Genomic DNA, 16,061 nt, shown 5'->3' on the forward strand with positions numbered 1-16,061 from the left:
CTACATGATGTAGAAGTCCCGGCTTTGCGTGATTTTAGAGCAAATATAACTCTATTCATGTTTGGTGTTAAGCGGTTTGAGATTGGCTTCAATAGAGGCACGGCGTGATTCCAAAAATGGCGGTAACGCCAGCGATTCACCCAGAAACTCCAGTTCCTCATCCGTATCAAAGCCGGGTCCATCGGTCGCCAATTCAAACAGAATGCCGTTCGGCTCACGGAAATACAATGAACGGAAGTAAAAGCGATCTACAAAGCCTGAGTTGGAAATTTGCAGCTGCCCAATACGGTCTACCCACTGTTTGAGCTCTTCCTCAGTTTCAACACGGAAGGCTACGTGATGCACACTGCCACGTCCTGGTCGTTCTTGTGGCAGATCGTTGCGCTCTTCCAGATGAACTTCAGTTCCCGTACCGCCTTCACCTGTTTCATAGATGACCACATCTGGTTGTCCGGCAACGGGGGAAGGGTAAGAGCCTTTTTTGCGGAAGCCCATAACCTGTTCAAGAATGAGAATGGTATTCTCCGCTTTAGGAATGGTCAGATGAACCGGCCCAAGTCCTACAATGCCGTACTCGGCAGGGACAGGGCTTTTCTCCCAAGGCGTGCCGCCGCGCATTCCGTTATCATGTTCATCTGAAACGAGGAAGAAGCGTTGTCCTTCAAAATCCTCAAACGAAAGCGCCAAGCGTCCTGCTTGATCCGTAATTTCACCATGCTTTACATCCAGCTGCTCGAAGCGGTTTTTCCAGTAATCCAGTGCCTTGTCATTCGGTACCCGTAGGGAGAGCGCTGAAATGCTGTTATTCCCTGTACGAGTTTGTCCAGCATGTGGAATTTCAAAGAATGTGACTTCCGTACCCGCAGTTCCACGCTCATCTCCGTAAAAAAGGTGATACACACTAACATCGTCCTGGTTCACCGTTTTCTTGATCAACCGAAGTCCCAATACCTGAGTATAAAAATCAACATTTTTAGCCGCCGCCGCTGTAATCGCCGAAACGTGATGCAATCCTAATAGTTTCATGTCATTATCCTCCTTGGTTTTTATATGATTAGGTTTTTCTAAACAAAATAAACAGTCGAAAAACTTTTCTTTATATTTATTATCTTGATATTAAGATATATGTTTTTTGATTGTTTGTCAACTTAAATTACGATCTTGCTTGGAAGACTGACAAAAATAGAATTTCAAAATAATGCAAAAGCAGATACAATAAAGCCCAAAAATAGCCCAATGTAGCTAGAATGATTTTTATTATAAAAGGAGTGTGCTCCATGTATACGGATAAGGATTTGACGATTAGGCCTGTTACAGAAGAAGACCTACACGCCCTTTGGACGTTAACTTTTAAGGAAGAAGCACCGGAATGGAAGCAATGGGATGCACCTTATTATGAACATAAGCCACTTTCTTTTGATGATTATTTAAAAGAAAAGGAAAAACGAATCGGACAAGATGACTTTTGGATCATTGAAGTGGAAGGCAAGGTCATTGGATCAGTGAGCTACTACTGGGAGCATCAGCCTTCACAATGGCTTGAAATGGGGATAGGTATTTATGATTCGCGGTATTGGATCGGTGGGTATGGTACGAGGGCACTTCGACTATGGATCACACATTTGTTTAATACACTACCTCTAGTGAGAGTGGGCTTAACAACCTGGTCAGGAAACCATCGGATGATGAAGGTGGGGGAGAAGCTGGGCATGACCCTAGAAGCCAGGCTTCGAAAGTGCAGATATTATAATGGAGAGTATTATGATTCGATCCGAATGGGGCTTTTACGGGAAGAGTGGAAACTGTAGTTGTTCATACAAAGATACCTTTCTAAGCATAAAAAGATGACCTCTGAATTGATCGAGGCCACTGAAAAACTGTTGATTTCCGAAAATACAAAGATTTTAGGGGTACAAATATGTCTCCCTGAACGCGAAACGAGCCTTAGAAGCGATTCTAGAGGCTCGTTTTTCTTTGGATATTCTCTTACTCTCAACAATGGGGGACTTTTTCAGTACCTCGATATCCCCGGGATTGTCTTTATGCTCTCTTAGGTCCAAAAATCATAAAACTGATCGCGGCTAGAAGCCAGACACCAATACCGCCGTAGAGCATTATCAAGCCAAAGCCGTGCATAAGCGCCGCATGGACGACGGCTCCAGACGCATCCAGGGAGGAGAGTTCTGGCAAACTCTGCCTGAGAGATACAGTATTTCCGGCGGCTACTTTTTCGGCTACAGACCGCAATTGCACTGCACTGAGAGTCCCGGAAAGGGCACTCTTCAAATAAGACAAAATACCTGCCTGCAGGATGAATCCCATCACAGCGATATTGATGGCTAGACTGATCAATCTAGCACTCATATCTATACCGGAAGCCATGCCTGCACGGGCACTTGGAACAGAGCCGGTGGTCGTGTTGGTCACAGGCGTGTTCGTTAAGCCAAGCCCAATACCAGCCAACAAGGAGCCAGGGAGCATGGTCAACCAACTGGCGTGATCGCTGCCGCTGCCATATTTCATCAAAATGAAGCCCATACCGAGGATGAACAGACCTGATGGAATGACTATGCGCGGCTGGTAGCGGAGCGAAAAACGCTCTGCCAGAGGTGGAATTACCAAGGTGGGCAGCGCATAAGCCAAGAGAGACAGCCCGGCGGCTACGATGCCGTAACCCAGGCCACTCTGGAAATAGATCGGCAGATAGATCATGAACGGCCAGAAACTGAAGTTCATGCCGATGGAGCCAAGGAGAGCGCCGGAGAAATTACGTATCTTGAATACGGAAAAGTCAAACATCGGATGGGCGCTGAGCTTTTCCGCAAATAGAAAAATAATGAAACTTATTGCTACTGCAACAAGGATGCTGATGGATGCTCTGCTGGTAAAGCCGAGTTCCGGCCCTTGCGTGATAAAGTATGCAAGGCCAAAAACTGTCAATGAAAGCGTGACGATGCCGATAATGTCCAGCTTTTTCACCTGCGGATCTCTGGACTCTTCTATGCCACCAAAAACAAGAATCAAAGTGAGGATGGTCAACGGAACGTGGACCAGGAAAACCCAATGCCAGTTCAACACGGCCACGATTATGCCGCCGATGATAGGTCCAAAACCGAGGCCGATACCGAACACAATCCCCCATATGCCAAAGGCTTTGCTGCGTTCTTGTCCTTCCTGAAACCGATGTGAAAGAATTGCTATCTGGCAAATCTGCATCGCACCAGCACCCACCCCTTGAAGAAACCGACTGATGATCAGAACCGATGTGCTTTGCGCCAAGCCACAAATCAAGGATGTAACACCGAACAAGACGAGGCTGATAATAAAAATACGCCTCCTTCCATACCGGTCAGCCAGCGTTCCAACAGCCATCAGAACTGTGGCACATGCAATGGTATAAGCGTTCATAATCCACTGCATATCCTTAAGATCGCCATGCAATACTTTCTCCAGAGTTGGCAGTATCACTGGCACACTGGAAATTTCGAGGCCGAACATCAATGCGGACAAACATATAGCAGCCAATGCAATTATATTTTTGCGGGAGAGGGAGAGGCTCACTGAGAGGTCCCTCCAGACTTTTGTTCACGGTCTGGACATCCGGCAGCGCAACTATAATATTGCGCCTCATTAAGCGTAACTCGTATACCAGCACCAACCAGCCTTTTTTCGACAATTGTACGATCAATAGCCTCTTCAATATGTACTTCTAAATCTGCTACTGTTCCTACCTTATTAAAAACGTATTTGCTCAAGGGCAGCCATCCTCTCTATCTTTTCATGTTTGGTTCACCTTATCGATATGAGTTTTATTATATAATCTAAATCATTCATTTTACATAACGCAATCAATCCATTATGATGATTATACAAAGTAATTAAATGAATTTCTCATAAAAACGTTAAATTTAAAGGAGGGAATTCAAAGTGGATCATGTAGACAAACAAATCCTCTTTTATCTTCAAAGTCAGGCGAGAATTTCAATGACAGAGCTAGGGAAATGCGTGGGTTTATCCCAACCTGCTGTAACAGAACGAGTTAAAAGAATGGAAGAAAAAGGGATTATCAAGGGGTATCGCACTATCATCTCTCCTGAAAAAATAGGAAAGGATACGGCAGCCTATATATTGTTTCGGACTAGAGATTGCCATGCATTTCTTGATTTTGTTCATACATCTCCACATGTTGCCGAGTGCCATCGTATAAGCGGAGAACACAGTTATTTATTAAAAGTAGTGACCAGCTCGACGCGCACCCTCGAAGAGTTTAGCAACCAGTGCGATAAGTATGGAACCTACACGAGCCTGCTTGTCATGTCGTCACCGATCGATCATAGACTTCTCATTCATTCTCTGGAAGAAGCAAGTGGAGCTGCTCATTCAGAAAAAGATTAAGGATGAAAAAAAGACAACCCCGGATATCCCGAGGCCACTGAAAAAGTCCTAAACTCTAAAGCGAGACAGTTCCTCCATAACAGAGGTTACTGTCTCGCTTTTTCGGTATAATTAAAATATCCAAATAAAGGCGGGTGGTTCCGGTGCTTCCGAAACAGCAAAGCATGGTCCTAAGTCCATATATTGAACTATACAATCTGTTGATTCCCAAAGACCATCTGTTACGGAAGAATGGACGAATTGGTGGACTTTAGCTTTATTTATGAGGAACTGAACGAAACCTATTGTCACGACAAGACGAGTTCGAGTTTAACAAAGATGCGGGAATGTACGTATGTAAAGCTGGACATCTGGCGATCCGCAGAGCGCGTGAAGGCAAAAAAGTATAAAAAGCCATGAGCATTTGAAGAAGTTACGTTTCAAGAAAGCGAAAGCTTTAAAGCCAAGGCCAAAGAACGATACAAAATTGAGGAGAAGAATAGTGAACTGAAGCACAGACACGGGTACGATGTAGCTTCCTCCTCGGGTCTGATAGGTATGGAAATCCAGGGGGCTATGGCGATATTCACTGTCAATTTAAAACGAATATTGAAACTGATGGAGTAAACAAGGGCCACATGAGGCGGAGAGCAAGAGAAAAGACGACGGTTCATTCTGTGAATTCAGAATAAACCGTCGTCTTTTTGATTCGTGTTCTTGTTTTTTTCACGAAAGGCTGGTTTTTCGGTGGCCTCGAATTGATCAGGAGTCATCTTTTTATTATTCACACTGGTATTATGGACTTTCTCGGTAAATCTACTCTGATTCTCGAAGTCGTTCCACAATACTTTGTTTGTCGTTCATAGAATAGACCGCTACTGGAATAAGTATCCCAAGCAATAACAGTAAAGGCAATAAGGCTAGAAGTGGCCAGATTATAAAGTGATAGCTCAAAAGCCATAGCAAGTTGCAAAAAGGTTTCACAATCAAAATAGAAAATAGGACTGCCAATAGAATAGAGGTTAGGCTAGTAGCCCAAACATAATATAACCCTTCATAAATCAGCATTCCCCGCAGTTGTTTTTTAGTCATGCCTATGCTCTGCAGCATAGCAAATTCATTGCGTCGGGTCAGTATGCTGGTTAAAATCGCATTTATAAAATTTAAAATACCAATTAGGCCAATAATCAAGCTAAGCAGGCCGCCGATCATTATAATAGTAGTTTGCATACCTGATAAAGCGTCCCTTGATGTGATTTTGGATTCGTAGTTCATCATCGGTTCGATGGTTTCAGTGTAGCGCTTCAAAAAGTTCTGCATGGACGCTTCCTGAAATGAGGATACATTAAAGGCATAACTCATTACAACGGGCTGTTTTACAAGTGACTTGTATATATCCGCAGGGAGGTAGAAGTTATAGCCAGTATAAAGGCGATTCGAATTGGTAGATTTGATACCCACATGGCCAAGCACTGTAAAATTATGCGTTATATACTCTCTATCCAGTGGAGCATCTGCTGTTCCCACAGAACTATGCAGAGTAACGTTTTCTCCCACATTATGATGAATGCTTTCCATGTAAGGCTTGTCGTTGTCGTTCAGTTCGACTCCCTCCAGGATATACTTACCAGAAGCCAGTTTCTTAAAATCAAGCTCACCATCAATCAATTGCAGCCGATGTAGTGGTAAATCTTCCAGTCCATACACTTCTACAAGGAAGTTGCCGCGAGCGTCAGTGTTTTGGGTATCATCTATGATTCCTTTTGTATTCTCAGCAGTGAGAGCTGTTAGATCACCGTACAATCGGCCGCCTTCTTCAAAGCCCGGTTGTGCCTGTACAGCCTTAATAAAACTTTCAGTGGTCTCATTTTCATGGCCGCTGAAACTACTGGGAACCTGGAAATATTCAGCATGAGCAATGAGAAAATCGGTATCATTAAATTTGGATAAAAATTTATCCATATCAAAGCTCTGAGATAGTGTGAATACTGTATTCAGAAGAACCAAACTTAAAGAAAGACTCATAACCACTAAAACGGTGCGTTTTTTATTGCGTCCCAAATTGGAACGAGCCATGAGGTGGATTTTTGCACCTCCGGTTGATTTTTTCAGCTTACCATTGCTCTTATTTACTCCACCTGTATATCTGACTGCTTCTACCGGCGATACGGATGACGCAACTCTGCCGGGTTTGAAAGTGCTAATCATTACAGTAATGAGAGCGAACAGAGCAGATCCGACAAAAATCCATGGGTTAGGGGATACCGATATCTCGGTACCGTTAAACACACTCATATTTATGATAAAAGGCACGAGCGATTTACCAATAAAAAAACCTGCTATCAATCCGATCGGGATTCCAAGCGCTGATAGAATCAGCGCTTGTCTGCGAATAATCCGGCGGATCTGCTTGCCGCTTATGCCGATCGTCTTTAAAAGACCATAAAAACGAATATCTCGCATTACCGATATTTGAAAAATGTTATAGATGATCAAATAACCGGTAAACATGATCAGTAACAAGGCAGAAGTTAACGCTATGATTGTCTCTGTATCCATACTGAAATTGGTCGAGATGTATGACCAGTTTACATTATTCGCGATATAGTTCGGTGCATCTTCGTCAAGCGAATACCCGCTTTCGGTAATCACTTTACTGAGCTTTCCCCGCAAATCAAGGCTATTGTCGAACATCATATATGCACTAATGGTTCCTGTATAGAAGTGATCCTTTTTATAGTTGCTTTGTAATTCCTGAGCATGAGCATCGACATAGGCTTTAGAAGCGAATATTTGTCCTACGTTAACCACAGGATCGCTTTTCCACCAGCCGGATAGGATAAAATTACGCTGTACTTCTTTACCTCGTATGTCAAGCTTTAGCCTCAAAGGTGCTCCAACCTCCAGTGGAACACCCAATAGCTGCAACGTCTTGGAGTCTGCGATTACTTCATTTTCCACCGCAGGCTTACGCCCCTCTTTAAGCTCAATAAAACCAAGCTTCATCCCTACATCGTCGTAATACCAGAACTCCGTATGGCGTTTTAGAAATTTATCGTTCATAACTCGATCGCTTAATATACGGTTATAAGCTATTTCCTTGATCAATGGATGATTCTTGACATGATTAAATTCGTCATCCGTTATATACTTAAGTACGGCATGTCCATCTCCACCGACCTGTCGCATGGTCGCCCGTTGTAAGTTTTCCACAGCGCCAATCCCCATAGTGAACAGTGTTGTAAATAGCAATGAGGTTAGTGCTATGGCAACAATGGCAATAATGTTACGGGTTTTGTTCACTTTGAAACTCTTATCAGCCAGATTGCGGATTACTTTTTTGTTCTTTACCTTGATCATTTGCCTTCACCGCCAACTATTTTACCGTCCTCAATCCGGATGATCCGGTCTGCCATTTGCGCGATTTCCTCGTTGTGGGTAATCATCACTATCGTTTGGCGGAACTGTTGGCTGGATACTTTGATCAACCCCATCACATCCAGACTGGTTTTACTGTCCAGGTTTCCGGTGGGTTCATCTGCTAAGACAATTGCGGGCTTGGCTGCCAGTGCTCTGGCAATGGCTACACGTTGCTGTTGTCCACCGGAAAGATTGTTTGGCAGATTATTCATTTTGTGGTCAAGGCCCAAGGTATGTACAATTTTATCTATGTAAGTTTCGTCCGGTTCTTTACCGTCCAGTTCAATGGGCAGTACAATATTTTCGTAGACATTCAAGACAGGCACCAGGTTGTAATTTTGAAACACGAAGCCAATCTTTCGTCTGCGAAAAACGGTCAATTCTTCGTCTTTCAATGAAAAAATATCTTTGCCGTCAATCGTAACGCTTCCGCTTGTCGGACGATCAAGTCCACCCAGCATATGAAGAAGAGTAGATTTGCCGCTCCCGGACGTACCGACAATGGCGACAAATTCACCGCTTTCCACCTCCAGATTCACGCCGTCTAAGGCATGAACAGCAGTATCCCCATTACCATAATGCTTTTTTAGTGCCTGAGTTTTTAATAGAGCCATATACGTTCTCCTCCACAAAAAAATGTCTGGATCGTAGTCATCTACAGTACAGACATTAACACACTAATCTTTCTACAATCTTTCTGAAATCTAACGGTATTGAAAGAATTAAGTATCCATAGAAAGGAAAATAGAAAAGGTGGAGCCACTGCCGTAGCGTGACCGTACCTTGATGTAACCACTCTCCGCAGCGATGATTTCTCTAGCTAAGAACAGTCCAATACCGACACCTTCCTGCGTGTTTACAGTAGGGGAGCGATAGAAGCGGGTAAAGATATTCCCTTGTTCATCTTCTGCAATCCCTATGCCGTTGTCGGTAATATCAATTCGGCAAAACAAATCGTATGCCATTACTTTTATATTCATGCTTCCGCCTGTCTCTGTATATTTTATGGCGTTATCCATAATGTTATAGACAGCTTCACTCGTCCACTTTAGGTCAAAATAAGCATGGGTAACTGTGTCCTCCATAACAACTGAAATCCCTTTGGCGTCTGCTTTTGGCATCATTTGCTCCAGTGCAGCATCAAGGAGCTTTTGAACAGATTCTCGCCTTGGCGATACCGTGATAATCCCCGTTTCAAGCCGCGATGTTTTCAACAATGCCTGGATAAGAAAGTTAAGCTTTTCGGCCTGTGCAGATAGAGCTTTCACACAAGTGGAGGTATCCTGCGATAGTTCGTATTCGCTAAGTAGTTGGGAATAAAGCAGGATGTTAGCCAATGGTGTTTTCGTTTGGTGTGAAATATCGGAAATCAGCTCATTTATTTTATTCTTTTCGGCAAGCAGATTTTTGGAGGACACGGAACAAATGGAAAGAAACTTCGCAAATTTAGCTTCTATTGCAGAGAGAACGGATTCATCAAAGACATCCTCCGAGAAGCTGCCATTTATCGCGGCATCCAGCATGTTCTCAATGGTTTTCATTGTTTTATGGATGCTCCTGCGATAAAGCATAATAGCACACACAGCGGTGCATACAGCAACAACGGCAATTCCAATACATATATAGAGGAGTGTTGTCATTTCAACGCCCATGTGTAGCCCAGCCCATAAACCGTCTTAATGTATAGAGGAGAAGAGGGGGAATCCTCTAATTTATCCCGTAGCCTTTTTACTGTAACAGACAATGCGTTTTCACCTACATACTCAGCTCCATCAGTCCAGATGCTATCTATCAAATGATCGCGCGAAACGGTGTTGCCTCGATTATCGACTAGGATACGCAACAATTTTTGCTCAGTTTTACTTAGTTCAATAGGTGTACCATTCTTAATAAATTCCATTCTCTCGAATGAAAAAGAAAAATTGTCTAGCTGAATGGAGTCTGCAAGCGAGTATCTGGATTTCTTTAGCTGAACGCCAACTCTTGCTCTCAGTACCATAAGACTGAAAGGCTTGGTTATATAATCGTCAGCACCCAGCTCAAAACCAGTGACGACATCTGTTTCCATATCATTCGCAGTCAGAACGATGACTGGTAAAGTTGTTCTTTTTCGTATATGGGTTAACAGATCGAGTCCACTTCCATCCGGCAAATTTACATCAAGAATCACTAGGTCAAAGGCGGTAACGTTCAATTGTTCTTTTGCAGTAGCTATGTCATACATTTGCGTAAATACGTTGTTAGGTTCTTTAAGGGCAAGAACAATACCGTTACTCAAGGCGATATCGTCCTCGATGATTAATATGTGATTCATCATTCTCCTCCTATTTTTTTACTAACCAAAGTTAATGAACTCGGTTTCCAGAACTGCTCACCATAAACATAAAAAAGGGCTCCCAAACTCTCTATTTCCAGTTTACCGGATTTTACTCTTATTTGCTCCTTGGGTTGTCCAGGTGGGGTGTCGAGAAAGTTCTCTGCAGCTTTTTTGTCCAGCTTTAAAACCTCATCACATTGACAGATACGGTATGACTGATATAATTTATGCTAGTTGATTTTGATAATCATTATCATTATTGGAGGGGAGGACAGGGCCGAAGCTTGGTACAGGTTGTTGGAGAACAGGCTCCCTTGGTTAGAACATGAAATTGCGTTATTTAATACTGGCTTTTCTGGTACTGGCCTTCGCCTCGGTTTTTATCGGTGTTCATGATGTAACTCCACTTGATGTGTTCCACTTAACCAACGATCAGGCGCAGGTACTCCTGATTAGCAGATTCCCACGATTGATCAGTATCATTATCGCAGGGGCGAGTATGAGTATCTGTGGGCTCATTATGCAGCAGCTTACCCGGAACCGATTTGTATCTCCCACCACTGCAGGGACGATGGATGCGGCACGATTGGGTGTGCTGATGGCTATTATGGTGTTTGGAGCAGCAGGATTTTGGACGAAGATGCTGACGGCTTTCGGATTTTCTCTAGGGGGAACACTGATTTTCATGAAAATACTGGATAAAATCCGTTTCAAGGACCCGGTATTTATCCCGCTTGTCGGTTTGATGTTTGGAGGCATTTTAAATTCGGTAACGACCTTTTTTGCTTACAAATACAATCTGATCCAGGGCATTTCTTCGTGGATGCAGGGAGACTTTTCTCTAATCATGAGTGGTCGCTACGAGATGCTATATCTTAGTATTCCTTTGGTTGCGTTGGCGTACATATATGCGAATCGTTTTACAATTGCAGGCATGGGTGAGGATTTTGCGGCCAACTTGGGTGTACATTACAAGCGCACCGTCAATGTCGGTTTGGTGATCGTGGCTTTGGTTTCTTCTGTTGTCATCTTAACGGTCGGAACGATTCCCTTTTTGGGGCTGGTTGTACCCAATCTGGTCAGCATGTATATGGGGGATAATCTGAAAAAAAGCCTGGCCCATACAGCGATCTTGGGCGCCGTCTTTGTGCTGTTTTGCGATATTTTGGGACGGGTGATCATTTATCCGTATGAAATTTCTGTAGGGCTTACGGTTGGTGTGATCGGGAGCGCGTTGTTTTTGTATTTGCTGCTGAGGAGAAGGGCTTATGAATCCTAAATTAAAAATCGGAATATTAGCCGCTGCCGCGCTTGTGTTGATTGCTGCTTTCGTGTTTATAGATCTTCCGCATACCTGGCATTACGCGCTGCCACGACGATTGAAAAAGATCGCAGCCTTCATTCTGACAGGTGGCTCCATTGCTTTTGCAACAGTTATTTTCCAGACGGTAACGAATAATAAGATTTTGACTCCGGGTATTATCGGTCTGGATTCACTGTATATGCTGATTCAGACGACGATTATTTTTGCATTTGGTTCCGTACCTTTCATTTCGACCAGCAAAGAATTGAACTTTTTGATATCGGTGGGGCTGATGGTGCTGTTCGCAGGACTGCTATACAAATTAATTTTCCGCAAAGATGGACGCGGGATTTATGTACTTTTGCTGATCGGTCTGGTGTTCGGCACACTATTCAACAGTCTGTCTACCTTTATGGAGGTACTGATTGATCCGAATGAATTTGCGAAAATCCAGGACAAGAGCTTTGCCAGCTTCAGTAATGTAAACACTGAGCTGCTGTGGCTTTCTGTATTCATTCTTGTGCTCGTATTTGCTTATGCGTGGAGATTCATCAAGTATCTGGACGTGCTGTCGCTCGGACGAGAGCATGCGATTAATTTAGGTCTCCCTTATGGTTTTATTATCAAAAGGCTGCTAATTATCGTAGCGATTCTTATCTCCATATCCACGGCACTGGTCGGGCCGATTACGTTTCTAGGGTTAATTGTGGCCAATGTGGCTTATCAGGTGATGAAAACCTATCAGCATCGTTATATTATTCCGGCCTCTATTTGTGTCAGTGTCATTGCGTTGGCAGGATGCCAACTGCTGGCAGAAAGAGTATTCGACTTATCGACAACGGTCAGCGTCATTATTAACTTTATCGGGGGGGTGTACTTCCTGTACCTTTTGCTACGGGAGAATAAATCATGGTAGAAGTCAAAAACGTATTCAAACGCTATGGGAATAAAAATGTGGTGGATCAGGTATCCGTCACTGTACCTAAAGGCACCATTACCTCCTTTATTGGACCTAACGGCGCTGGAAAAAGCACCTTGTTGTCGATGATCAGTCGCCTGACTGACAGTGATGAGGGAGAAATCCTCATCGACGGGCAGGCCGTGAGCCTGACGAAAAGTGAGGAGCTAGCCCGGAAGATATCTATTTTAAAACAGACGAACGATGTCAATATCCGCTTAACCGTGAAGGAGCTGGTTAGCTTCGGCCGTTTTCCGTATTCCAAGGGCAGATTGAACAGCGAGGATCGCAAAATGGTGGAGCAGTCTATGGCTTACATGGGACTGGAGGACATGAAAGATAAGCATATTGATTTGCTTAGTGGGGGACAGCGACAGCGGGCTTTTATTGCCATGATTTTGGCTCAGGACACAGAATACATCCTGCTGGATGAGCCGCTGAACAATCTGGATATGAAGCATTCGGTTCAGATTATGAAGACGTTGCGCGGTTTGGTGGATGATCTGGGCAAAACGATTCTGGTCGTGTTGCATGACATTAATTTCGCCTCCTGCTATTCAGACTATATTGTAGGGATGAAGGATGGCAGGTTGCTAAAACAAGGAACGGCTGACGAGATGATTGATAGTCAGGTATTAAAGGACTTGTACGACATGGATATTCCGATTCAACAGATCGGTGACCATAAAATTTGCGTTTATTTCACTTAGGGGGAATGTTAAATGAAGAAAAATATGATGTTTTTAACGCTGATGCTTGCAATGGTACTGATTGTGTCGGCCTGTGGCAAAGCAGCTCCGGCAACACCGGAAGCGACTGGAAACGGCTCCTCTGCTGCAACAACGGAATCCAAAACCATCTCGGTCAAACACGCACTGGATGAAAACCCGGTCCAAGTCAAAGTTAATCCCAAAAATGTCGTTGTCTTTGATTTTGGTTCATTGGATACGTTGGATAAGCTGGGCGTTGACGTTGCGGCAGTAGCGCAGCAGGATCTTCCTACGTATTTGAGCAAATATAAAGATTCCAAATATGCAAGCGCGGGCACGCTGTTTGAACCGGATTACGAGAAAATCAGTGATCTGTCTCCTGAACTCATCATCATCGGCGGCAGACAAGCTGATGCATATAAAGAGTTGAGTAAAATTGCACCGACCATTTCGATGGCTGTAGACACCAAGGATTATATCAATTCCTTTAAGAAAAACGTTGAAACATTGGGTCAAATCTTCGACAAAGAGGATGTTGCCAAGCAGGAACTGGCTGCGATTGATAGCTCCATCAAGGCCGTACATGACAAGGCTGTAGCGAGCAAAGCTAAAGGACTGATCGTGCTGACGAATGAAGGAAGCCTGAGCGCATATGGCTCACAATCCCGTTTCGGTATCATTCATGATGCTTTTGGCGTAACCCCTGTAGATCCTGGTATTAAAGTATCCACGCATGGACAAAAGGTTTCTTTTGAATATGTACAGCAAAAAAATCCGGATTATATTTTTGTTGTTGACCGTGGGGCTGTGGTGGTCGAGGAAGGCAAGGAACAGGTTACAGGTAAACAAACCATTGAGAATGAACTGGTGAAGAAAACCAATGCATTTAAAAACGGTCATATTGTATACCTTGATCCTAACTACTGGTACCTGTCAGGTAATGGTCTGGAATCCGTATCTGAAATGATCAAGGAAATGGATGCTGCACTGTAATGAATACATTCACATCATGGGGGACTGTGTAGGATGAAAGGTCATGTAGATGAAATTCCATTAGATGGGTACCTTGTGCACGTCTATACACCTCCCGTCTCCGTGAGTCATAATGAGCTGTATCCTGTGCTGTATGTGCAGGATGGCAGCTCTTTATTTCTAAGCGGGTTGGATGAGCTGGAAAGAGGTTTTTCTACGGGAGAGTTGCCCCGTGTCGTGCTGGTAGGTATTCAGCCCGTAAATCGGCTGGATGATTATACGCCTTGGAAGGCAGATGCTTTAGTAGAAGGAAGACCTGCTTTTGGTGGTGACGGAGATGCCTATCTGGCGTTTGTGGTTACAAAAGTAATGCCGTACGTCGAGGGGAGATATCCGGTAAAAACCGGACCGGAGCATACGGGAATCATCGGCGCCTCATTGGGCGGATTAATTTCCATGTATGCCGTCTTCAAGTATAAGGACATATTCGGACGCGTCGGTTCCATCTCAGGCTCGTATTGGTATCCGGGTATGATTGGTTATATGCAATCTGCATCTTGTGCAACTGTGAGGGATGGGATACATCGCTTTTATATATCTGTCGGGACCCGTGAAGGTGAAGGGAAGACGAATGTACAAAAAGATATGGTTCCGCTGACCCTCCAGGCACACGAGGTGCTGCGGACACAGGGACTGGATGCAAAAGATATGCTCCTTGAGTTGGATCAGGATGCGGTGCATCGTGTGGATTGTTTTCAGCGTCAATTTCCTAAGGCCGTCCGATGGCTGTTCGGATAGCATGAATGGAATACGAATTTCATACAACAACCTCAAAGGATTGGAGAGCGTGGAGTCTCTATGCCTTTGGGGTTGTTTTTTTTGTATATTTTTTTTCGTATAATAGAATCAATTTCATAATACCTTGAGTAGCTTTAATAAAGAGTACATATAGATCAAAATGGTTTAATTTGTCTATATGAGGTTTACATTTCGTTAGTTTAATCATTTATGAAATTGATTCAATAGAGAAATATTAAAAATTTAAAATTATACGTTATTGGAAGTGAGGGGAGCATAAATGAAAAAAAACCGCCTGGGATCATCGGATTTGCTGGTAGGTGAGATTGGCTTGGGATGTATGTCGGTCGGTACGGAGGAGCAGCAAGGTGTTTACTTGATTCATGAAGCGCTAGACAGGGGCGTAAACCTGTTGGATACGGCAGATTTGTACCAGCACGGACGCAATGAAGAAATTGTGGGGACAGCAATCCGTGGACGACGGCAGGAGGTCATCCTGGCGACCAAGGTCGGCAACCGGCGTATACCGGGGCAGGAGGGCTGGGGATGGGATCCGTCCAAGGAATATATCCTGTCTGCTGTTAAAGAGAGCCTGCGACGCCTTGGAACGGACTACATCGACCTGTATCAGCTGCACGGAGGGACAATTGACGATCCGATAGACGAAACGATAGAGGCCTTTGAGCAACTACAGCGGGAGGGCGTCATCCGTTATTATGGTATTTCCTCAATTCGCCCTCATGTCATCCGTGAATATGTCAAACGCTCGAATATCGTTAGTGTTATGAATCAGTATAGTTTGCTGGATCGGCGTGCAGAGGAAGAGGTACTGCCTTTGCTTCAGGAGCGGGGAATTAGCGTGATTGCACGTGGGCCAGTGGCCAGTGGTGTATTGGCTGACGAAGGGGAAGGGAAGATAGCCAAGGGATATCTAGACTACAATGAAGCAGAGCTGCTGGACGTGCGTAAGCAATTAAAGGCATTTGCAGGTGCGGACCGGAGTATGGGTCAGACAGCGATCCGTTATAGCCTGTCTCATCCGACTGTCGCTGCTGTTATTCCGGGTGCAAGCTCTTTGGGACAATTGGAGCATAATATTTCTGCTGCGGATATTGCACCGCTAACCAGGCAAGAGCGGCAGACGCTACAGCAAATCAGCCGAGCCAATCGTTATGATGCGCAATACCGCTAATCAAAGCAATAATAGGA

Annotated in this window: 15 protein-coding genes and 1 pseudogene; 9 read left to right on the top strand and 7 right to left on the bottom strand. The window is 44.1% G+C overall.

The genetic code is table 11. The annotated features are described in order from the left end of the window. Window positions 1–51: 51 nt before the first annotated feature. Window positions 52–1,026, bottom strand: a complete 975-nt coding sequence (locus NSS66_RS22675) for a ring-cleaving dioxygenase (RefSeq protein WP_160789144.1) — start codon at window positions 1,024–1,026, stop codon at window positions 52–54. A gap of 251 nt (window positions 1,027–1,277) precedes the next feature. On the opposite strand from NSS66_RS22675, the gene NSS66_RS22680 reads away from it, so the two are divergent. After that, entirely contained in the window at window positions 1,278–1,808 is a 531-nt protein-coding gene (locus NSS66_RS22680) for a GNAT family N-acetyltransferase (RefSeq protein ID WP_340959827.1), read from the top strand. A 232-nt stretch (window positions 1,809–2,040) separates the two neighbouring features. On the opposite strand, the gene NSS66_RS22685 is transcribed toward NSS66_RS22680, so the two are convergent. Both NSS66_RS22685 and NSS66_RS22690 read right to left on the bottom strand, forming a co-directional pair. Continuing rightward, on the bottom strand, window positions 2,041–3,561 hold the full coding sequence (locus NSS66_RS22685; RefSeq protein WP_340959828.1) for an MFS transporter: 1,521 nt from the start codon (window positions 3,559–3,561) through the stop codon (window positions 2,041–2,043). Next, window positions 3,558–3,755: a hypothetical protein gene (locus tag NSS66_RS22690; protein WP_023990363.1), complete on the bottom strand. Its 198-nt coding sequence runs from the start codon at window positions 3,753–3,755 to the stop codon at window positions 3,558–3,560. Before NSS66_RS22690 ends, NSS66_RS22685 begins: the two co-directional genes overlap by 4 nt. A 172-nt stretch (window positions 3,756–3,927) precedes the next feature. Between NSS66_RS22690 and NSS66_RS22695 the strand changes: the two genes are divergently transcribed. After that, a complete protein-coding gene (locus NSS66_RS22695) occupies window positions 3,928–4,395 on the top strand; it encodes an Lrp/AsnC family transcriptional regulator (protein ID WP_023990362.1) in 468 nt (155 codons plus the stop codon). A gap of 290 nt (window positions 4,396–4,685) precedes the next feature. Further along, a pseudogene (locus NSS66_RS22700) lies at window positions 4,686–5,001 on the top strand (transposase); the annotation flags it as partial. A 189-nt stretch (window positions 5,002–5,190) separates the two neighbouring features. Here NSS66_RS22700 and NSS66_RS22705 read toward each other — a convergent pair. The 4 genes from NSS66_RS22705 to NSS66_RS22720 all read right to left on the bottom strand — a co-directional run bounded on the left by NSS66_RS22705 (window position 5,191) and on the right by NSS66_RS22720 (window position 10,108). After that, window positions 5,191–7,734: an ABC transporter permease gene (locus NSS66_RS22705; protein ID WP_340959830.1), complete on the bottom strand. Its 2,544-nt coding sequence runs from the start codon at window positions 7,732–7,734 to the stop codon at window positions 5,191–5,193. Then, window positions 7,731–8,408: an ABC transporter ATP-binding protein gene (locus NSS66_RS22710; protein WP_340959831.1), complete on the bottom strand. Its 678-nt coding sequence runs from the start codon at window positions 8,406–8,408 to the stop codon at window positions 7,731–7,733. The genes NSS66_RS22705 and NSS66_RS22710 overlap by 4 nt, the downstream gene beginning before the upstream one ends. Window positions 8,409–8,516: 108 nt before the next feature. After that, window positions 8,517–9,434 (bottom strand): sensor histidine kinase, encoded by a 918-nt coding sequence (locus NSS66_RS22715; protein ID WP_340959879.1) that lies wholly within the window; start codon window positions 9,432–9,434, stop codon window positions 8,517–8,519. After that, window positions 9,431–10,108 carry a response regulator transcription factor gene (locus NSS66_RS22720; RefSeq protein WP_023990358.1) on the bottom strand — a complete coding sequence of 226 codons (678 nt, stop codon included), beginning with the start codon at window positions 10,106–10,108 and terminating at the stop codon, window positions 9,431–9,433. Before NSS66_RS22720 ends, NSS66_RS22715 begins: the two co-directional genes overlap by 4 nt. Window positions 10,109–10,436: 328 nt before the next feature. On the opposite strand from NSS66_RS22720, the gene NSS66_RS22725 reads away from it, so the two are divergent. The 6 genes from NSS66_RS22725 to NSS66_RS22750 all read left to right on the top strand — a co-directional run bounded on the left by NSS66_RS22725 (window position 10,437) and on the right by NSS66_RS22750 (window position 16,044). Continuing rightward, a complete protein-coding gene (locus NSS66_RS22725) occupies window positions 10,437–11,390 on the top strand; it encodes an ABC transporter permease (RefSeq protein ID WP_340959832.1) in 954 nt (317 codons plus the stop codon). Further along, window positions 11,380–12,330, top strand: a complete 951-nt coding sequence (locus NSS66_RS22730) for an iron chelate uptake ABC transporter family permease subunit (protein WP_316244224.1) — start codon at window positions 11,380–11,382, stop codon at window positions 12,328–12,330. The genes NSS66_RS22725 and NSS66_RS22730 overlap by 11 nt, the downstream gene beginning before the upstream one ends. Beyond that, entirely contained in the window at window positions 12,324–13,082 is a 759-nt protein-coding gene (locus NSS66_RS22735) for an iron ABC transporter ATP-binding protein (protein ID WP_023990355.1), read from the top strand. The genes NSS66_RS22730 and NSS66_RS22735 overlap by 7 nt, the downstream gene beginning before the upstream one ends. 12 nt (window positions 13,083–13,094) lie before the next feature. After that, on the top strand, window positions 13,095–14,075 hold the full coding sequence (locus tag NSS66_RS22740) for a siderophore ABC transporter substrate-binding protein (protein ID WP_023990354.1): 981 nt from the start codon (window positions 13,095–13,097) through the stop codon (window positions 14,073–14,075). Window positions 14,076–14,108: 33 nt separating this feature from the next. After that, window positions 14,109–14,852: an alpha/beta hydrolase gene (locus NSS66_RS22745; protein WP_340959836.1), complete on the top strand. Its 744-nt coding sequence runs from the start codon at window positions 14,109–14,111 to the stop codon at window positions 14,850–14,852. A gap of 280 nt (window positions 14,853–15,132) precedes the next feature. Further along, complete coding sequence (locus tag NSS66_RS22750; RefSeq protein ID WP_316244222.1) at window positions 15,133–16,044, top strand: aldo/keto reductase; 912 nt, start codon at window positions 15,133–15,135, stop codon at window positions 16,042–16,044. The last annotated feature ends 17 nt before the right edge of the window (window positions 16,045–16,061 follow it).

The sequence above is a fragment of the Paenibacillus sp. FSL R10-2748 genome (genome assembly GCF_038005565.1).
GTDB lineage: Bacteria > Bacillota > Bacilli > Paenibacillales > Paenibacillaceae > Paenibacillus > Paenibacillus polymyxa_B.

Coding starts and splice junctions, on each gene's coding strand:
- NSS66_RS22730 (WP_316244224.1), top strand. CDS start 11,380: ATGAATCCTAAATTAAAAATCGGAATATTAGCCGCTGCCGCGCTTGTG.
- NSS66_RS22705 (WP_340959830.1), bottom strand. CDS start 7,734: ATGATCAAGGTAAAGAACAAAAAAGTAATCCGCAATCTGGCTGATAAG.
- NSS66_RS22680 (WP_340959827.1), top strand. CDS start 1,278: ATGTATACGGATAAGGATTTGACGATTAGGCCTGTTACAGAAGAAGAC.
- NSS66_RS22715 (WP_340959879.1), bottom strand. CDS start 9,434: ATGACAACACTCCTCTATATATGTATTGGAATTGCCGTTGTTGCTGTA.
- NSS66_RS22675 (WP_160789144.1), bottom strand. CDS start 1,026: ATGAAACTATTAGGATTGCATCACGTTTCGGCGATTACAGCGGCGGCG.
- NSS66_RS22740 (WP_023990354.1), top strand. CDS start 13,095: ATGAAGAAAAATATGATGTTTTTAACGCTGATGCTTGCAATGGTACTG.
- NSS66_RS22710 (WP_340959831.1), bottom strand. CDS start 8,408: ATGGCTCTATTAAAAACTCAGGCACTAAAAAAGCATTATGGTAATGGG.
- NSS66_RS22745 (WP_340959836.1), top strand. CDS start 14,109: ATGAAAGGTCATGTAGATGAAATTCCATTAGATGGGTACCTTGTGCAC.
- NSS66_RS22725 (WP_340959832.1), top strand. CDS start 10,437: ATGAAATTGCGTTATTTAATACTGGCTTTTCTGGTACTGGCCTTCGCC.
- NSS66_RS22735 (WP_023990355.1), top strand. CDS start 12,324: ATGGTAGAAGTCAAAAACGTATTCAAACGCTATGGGAATAAAAATGTG.
- NSS66_RS22720 (WP_023990358.1), bottom strand. CDS start 10,108: ATGAATCACATATTAATCATCGAGGACGATATCGCCTTGAGTAACGGT.
- NSS66_RS22750 (WP_316244222.1), top strand. CDS start 15,133: ATGAAAAAAAACCGCCTGGGATCATCGGATTTGCTGGTAGGTGAGATT.